This is a genomic window from Micromonospora sp. NPDC049799 (assembly GCF_040656655.1).
GTDB lineage: Bacteria > Actinomycetota > Actinomycetes > Mycobacteriales > Micromonosporaceae > Micromonospora.
Genome location: NZ_JBFAMU010000318.1, coordinates 1 through 5,797, shown reverse-complemented (window position 1 = coordinate 5,797; position 5,797 = coordinate 1). Strand labels below are relative to the sequence as shown.

The 5,797-nt window shown below is 68.4% G+C and carries 3 protein-coding genes and 1 pseudogene; all 4 read left to right on the top strand.

Features of this window, described 5'->3' with window-relative positions:
* Window positions 1-339 (top strand): annotated as a pseudogene (locus AB0I76_RS20950) (hypothetical protein); the annotation flags it as partial.
* A 329-nt stretch (window positions 340-668) separates the two neighbouring features.
* Window positions 669-1,214, top strand: a complete 546-nt coding sequence (rplJ, locus tag AB0I76_RS20945) for a 50S ribosomal protein L10 (RefSeq protein WP_357037921.1) — start codon at window positions 669-671, stop codon at window positions 1,212-1,214.
* 57 nt (window positions 1,215-1,271) lie between these two features.
* Window positions 1,272-1,661, top strand: coding sequence for a 50S ribosomal protein L7/L12 (gene rplL, locus AB0I76_RS20940; protein ID WP_357037918.1), 390 nt, complete (start codon window positions 1,272-1,274; stop codon window positions 1,659-1,661).
* 572 nt (window positions 1,662-2,233) lie between these two features.
* Window positions 2,234-5,665 (top strand): DNA-directed RNA polymerase subunit beta, encoded by a 3,432-nt coding sequence (locus AB0I76_RS20935; RefSeq protein ID WP_357037916.1) that lies wholly within the window; start codon window positions 2,234-2,236, stop codon window positions 5,663-5,665.
* The last annotated feature ends 132 nt before the right edge of the window (window positions 5,666-5,797 follow it).

The following is a 5,797-nucleotide window of genomic DNA, read 5'->3' as shown; positions in this document are numbered from 1 at the left end:
TTGATCGCCTTGCCGAAGCCGACGTTCGGCAGCGAGATGACGGGGTACCCGAAGGACTTCGCGACCTCGACGCTGTCGTCCGTGGAGGAGTTGTCTCGGGCCTCGACCGGGAGCGCCGGGTACGGCGTCGCGGTCCTCGCCGTCGGCGGTGTCGGGGCGGTCGTCCTGGGGCTGCGTGACTCGGCGGCGCCGTGGCTGGTGCCACCGGTGATGGCGACCGCCCGGGCGGCGGCCGGCGATCTCTCCGGTGCGACGGTGGCGCTGCTGACCGCCTGGACGGTCGCGTGGTGCGGGGTGGCGGGAGCCGCCTACCTGTGGCACCGCCGCTTCCGGCCCTGAGACGGTCGCAGCCGCCGGTGACGCGGGCCACGCGGGGGGCGATTTGGTGGTCACGGTAGGTGTCGCGTAACCTTTGCCGCGAAGTTCCACCCAGAGACCGCTGGTCACCGTGCTCCGGCACGGTCGAAGGTTCCGCAACGACGGGCGACCCGCGCAGGGCGGTAAGCGAAACTCGGCTGTGAGCATGGTCCGCCGACCGTGTGCGCGTGCCAACCCTCGCCCCGTGCGCCCTGCGCCGGGGCTTTTCTCGTTCACGCGATGCTTTCGCCCCCGTTGTCAGCCTCCCGGCTGCCGACGGTGACCAGCTTCCGAGCAACGAGAGGAGGGACATGGCGGACAAGCCGATCCGGGCCGACAAGGCCACGGCCGTCGCTGAGCTGACCGAGAGCTTCCGCAACGCGGGCGCTGCGGTGCTGACCGAATACCGTGGTCTGACGGTTTCCCAGCTCACCCAGCTGCGGCGCTCGCTCGGCAAGGAGACCACCTACACGGTCGCGAAGAACACGCTGGCCAAGCGTGCTGCGACCGATGCGGGTATCTCCGGCCTCGACGAGCTGTTCACCGGTCCTACCGCGCTGACTTTCGTTTCGGGCGACGTCGTCGAGGCGGCGAAGGGGCTTCGCGACTTCGCGAAGGCCAACCCGAAGCTCGTCATCAAGGGCGGTGTCTTCGAGGGCAAGGCCATTACCGCGGCCGAGGTCACGAAGCTCGCCGACCTGGAGTCCCGTGAGGTGCTGCTGGCCAAGCTGGCCGGCGCGATGAAGGGCAACCTGAGCAAGGCCGCGGCCCTGTTCCAGGCTCCGCTCTCCAAGACCGCCCGTCTGGCGGCGGCACTGCAGGACAAGCGCGAGAAGGAGGGCGCCGAGGCGGCCTGAGGCCTCCCGGCGCACCCAGTTCAGTCTTAGTGATCCCCGTAGGAAAGGACGCCAGACATGGCGAAGCTCAGCACCGACGAGCTGCTCGACGCGTTCAAGGAGATGACGCTGATCGAGCTCTCCGAGTTCGTGAAGCAGTTCGAGGAGACCTTCGAGGTCACCGCCGCGGCCCCGGCCGCGATGATGATGGCCGGCCCGGCCGGCGGCGGCGCCGCTGCCGAGCCGGAGGCGGAGAAGGACGAGTTCGACGTCGTCCTCGAGGCCGACGGTGGCAAGAAGATCCAGGTCATCAAGGTCGTGCGTGAGCTGACCGGCCTGGGCCTCAAGGAGGCCAAGGACGCGGTCGAGTCCGCGCCGAAGGCGATCCTGGAGAAGGTCAACAAGGAGACCGCCGAGAAGGCCAAGGCCAAGCTCGAGGGTGAGGGCGCCAAGGTCACCCTCAAGTGACCTGAGCTCCATCCAGGCGCGCGTCCCGCTCCACGTGAGCCGGGGCACACACCGCGTCACGGTGGGCGGTGATCCGGGAACGGATCGCCGCCCACCGGCGTTGGTGGACCCGGCGGCAGTGCACGTGAGCAGGGCGGTCGGCGCGCGGCTCGGCGCGGTGCCGGCGCGGCCGGCGGTAGCCCGTCGGTGGGAAAGACCCGGCGACCCGGGGTCGGCCCTTGACGCGGCCCCGGCCTGGCAGGCACGCTGACACCAGCAAGACCTTCCGCGCTTGCAACGGCCACCACTTGGGTAATGCAGCGAGACCATCGCCGCCGCACCCGGGCGGTCCGCAGGAACGTGGCGTTCTGAGCGGCCCGGTGAGACCCCGTTCGAGGGGTCCCGAGGCACGTTCCGCGACGAACTGCGGGGTGGGCTGGACAGCGGTTAGCCTCTCGGCTACACTGCTAGTTTGCGCTGCCTTCCGACTTGACCCCTGCTCGGAAATGTCCGTTTGTGGATATTTCTGGTGGGGTCATTGGAGTGCACGCGTACCAGCCGTTCTGCAGCACCGGTCCTCGGAAGGACGCATCTTGGCAGCTTCCCGCCCTGCGAAGACCAGTCGTACGTCGAGCGCTTTCGCGCCCCGCCGAGTTTCTTTCGGCAGGATCACCGAACATCTCGAGGTCCCCAACCTCCTCGCCATTCAGAACGAGTCCTTCGACTGGCTCGTCGGCAACGAGGCTTGGCAGGGCCGGTCGGCGGACGACCCGCACGCACGCTCGGGTCTCGCGGAGATCCTCGAAGAGATCAGTCCCATTGAGGACTTCTCCGGCACCATGTCGCTCTCCTTCTCGGCTCCGCGCTTCGACGAGGTCAAGGCCTCCATCGAGGAGTGCAAGGAGAAGGACCTGACCTACTGCGCACCGCTGTTCGTGACCGCGGAGTTCACCAACAACACCACTGGCGAGATCAAGAGCCAGACGGTGTTCATGGGTGACTTCCCGATGATGACGCCGAAGGGCACCTTCATCATCAACGGCACCGAGCGCGTCGTGGTCAGCCAGCTCGTCCGGTCCCCGGGCGTGTACTTCGACAAGCAGCCGGACAAGACCTCCGACCGCGACCTCTCCAGCGTCAAGGTCATCCCGAGCCGGGGTGCCTGGCTGGAGTTCGACATCGACAAGCGCGACACGGTCGGCGTTCGCATCGACCGTAAGCGTCGGCAGGCCGTCACTGTCCTGCTCAAGGCCATCGGATGGTCGGCCGAGCAGATCCGTGAGAAGTTCGGCTGGTCCGAGCTGATGATGACCACGCTCGAGAAGGACCACATCGCCGGCCAGGACGAGGCGCTGCTCGACATCTACCGGAAGCTCCGCCCTGGCGAGCCGCCGACCCGCGAGAACGCCCAGACCCTGCTCGACAACCTCTTCTTCAACCCGAAGCGGTACGACGTCGCCAAGGTCGGTCGATACAAGTTCAACAAGAAGCTCGAAGTGGACGTGCCGATCACCACGGGCACGCTCACCGAGGACGACATCGTCGCCACCGTTGAGTACCTGTGCCGGCTGCACGCCGGTGAGGACGGCTACGAGGCCGACGACATCGACCACTTCGGCAACCGTCGTCTGCGTACCGTGGGCGAGCTGATCCAGAACCAGGTCCGGGTCGGTCTGTCCCGGATGGAGCGCGTCGTCCGTGAGCGGATGACGACCCAGGACGTTGAGGCGATCACGCCGCAGACCCTGATCAACATCCGCCCCGTGGTGGCGGCGATCAAGGAGTTCTTCGGTACGTCGCAGCTGTCCCAGTTCATGGACCAGACCAACCCGCTGGCGGGCCTGACCCACCGGCGCCGGCTGAGCGCGCTCGGCCCGGGTGGTCTGTCCCGGGAGCGGGCCGGCTTCGAGGTCCGCGACGTGCACCCGTCCCACTACGGCCGGATGTGCCCGATCGAGACGCCGGAAGGCCCGAACATCGGCCTGATCGGCGCCCTGTCCACCTTCGCCCGGGTCAACCCGTTCGGCTTCATCGAGACGCCGTACCGGAAGGTCATCGAGGGTCGGGTCACCGACCAGATCGACTACCTGACCGCGGACGAGGAGGACCGGTTCGTCAAGGCGCAGGCCAACGCGCCGCTCAAGGCCGACGGCACCTTCGCCGAGGACCGGGTCCTGTGCCGTCGTAAGGGCGGCGAGACCGAGGACGTGGTTCCCAGCGCCGTCGACTACATGGACGTCTCGCCGCGGCAGATGACCTCGGTCGCGACCGCGATGATCCCGTTCCTCGAGCACGACGACGCCAACCGGGCGCTGATGGGCGCGAACATGCAGCGCCAGGCGGTGCCGCTGGTCAAGGCCGAGGCTCCGCTGGTCGGTACGGGCATGGAGTACCGCGCGGCCGTCGACGCCGGTGACGTGGTGGTCGCCGAGGTCGGTGGCGTCATCGAGGACCTCTGCGCCGACTACATCACCATCCACCAGGACGACGGCCACCGCCGGACGTACCTGCTGCACAAGTTCCGCCGCTCCAACGCCGGCTCCTGCGTCAACCAGAAGCCGGTCGTCTTCGAGGGCGACCGCGTCGAGGCCGGTCAGGTCATCGCCGACGGTCCGTGCACCGACGAGGGCGAGATGGCGCTCGGGCGCAACCTGCTCGTGGCGTTCATGTGCTGGGAGGGCCACAACTACGAGGACGCGATCATCCTGTCGCAGCGCCTCGTGCAGCAGGACGTGCTCACCTCGATCCACATCGAGGAGCACGAGGTCGACGCGCGGGACACCAAGCTCGGCCCGGAGGAGATCACCCGCGACATCCCGAACGTCAGCGAGGAAATGCTCGCCGACCTCGACGAGCGCGGCATCATCCGGATCGGTGCCGAGGTCGTCCCCGGCGACATCCTGGTCGGCAAGGTCACGCCGAAGGGCGAGACCGAGCTGACCCCGGAGGAGCGGCTGCTCCGTGCGATCTTCGGTGAGAAGGCGCGTGAGGTCCGGGACACCTCGCTGAAGGTGCCGCACGGCGAGACCGGCACGGTCATCGGTGTGCGTACCTTCTCCCGCGAGGACGGCGACGAGCTGCCGCCGGGCGTCAACGAGCTGGTCCGGGTCTACGTCGCCCAGAAGCGCAAGATCCAGGACGGTGACAAGCTCGCCGGCCGGCACGGCAACAAGGGCGTCATCTCCAAGATCCTGCCGGTCGAGGACATGCCGTTCCTGGAGGACGGCACGCCGGTCGACATCGTGCTGAACCCGCTGGGTGTGCCGTCCCGGATGAACATCGGCCAGGTCCTGGAGACCCACCTCGGGTGGGTGGCCAAGACCGGCTGGAGCGTCCAGGGCGACGACGCCGACTGGAAGAAGGCGCTGCGCTCGATCGACGCCCACGAGTCCGAGGGGGACACGAACGTGGCCACCCCGGTCTTCGACGGTGCCCGGGAGGAGGAGATCTCCGGTCTGCTCTCGTCGACCCTGCCCAACCGGGACGGCAAGCAGCTGATCGGTTCCTCCGGCAAGGCGCAGCTGTTCGACGGTCGCTCCGGTGAGCCGCTGCCGGACCCGATCGCCGTCGGCTACATCTACATCCTGAAGCTCAACCACCTGGTCGACGACAAGATCCACGCCCGGTCGACCGGCCCGTACTCGATGATCACGCAGCAGCCGCTGGGTGGTAAGGCGCAGTTCGGTGGCCAGCGCTTCGGTGAGATGGAGTGCTGGGCGATGCAGGCGTACGGCGCCGCCTACGCCCTGCAGGAACTGCTGACCATCAAGTCCGACGACGTCCTCGGCCGGGTCAAGGTCTACGAGGCCATCGTCAAGGGCGAGAACATCCCCGAGCCGGGCATCCCGGAGTCGTTCAAGGTGCTGCTCAAGGAGCTGCAGTCGCTGTGCCTCAACGTCGAGGTGCTGTCCAGCGACGGTGTGGCCCTGGAGATGCGCGAGACCGACGACGAGGTCTTCCGGGCGGCGGAGGAGCTGGGCATCGACCTGTCCCGGCGCGAGCCGAGCTCGGTCGAAGAGGTCTGAGGTGAGCGGTGGGGGGGGGGGGGGGCGGGGGGCCCCCCCCCCCCCCCCCCCCCCGCGGGCCCGGGGGGGGGGGGGGGGGGGGGGGCCGCGGGGGGGGTGGGGCCGGGGGTGGGGTTGGGCGCCCCGCGCCGC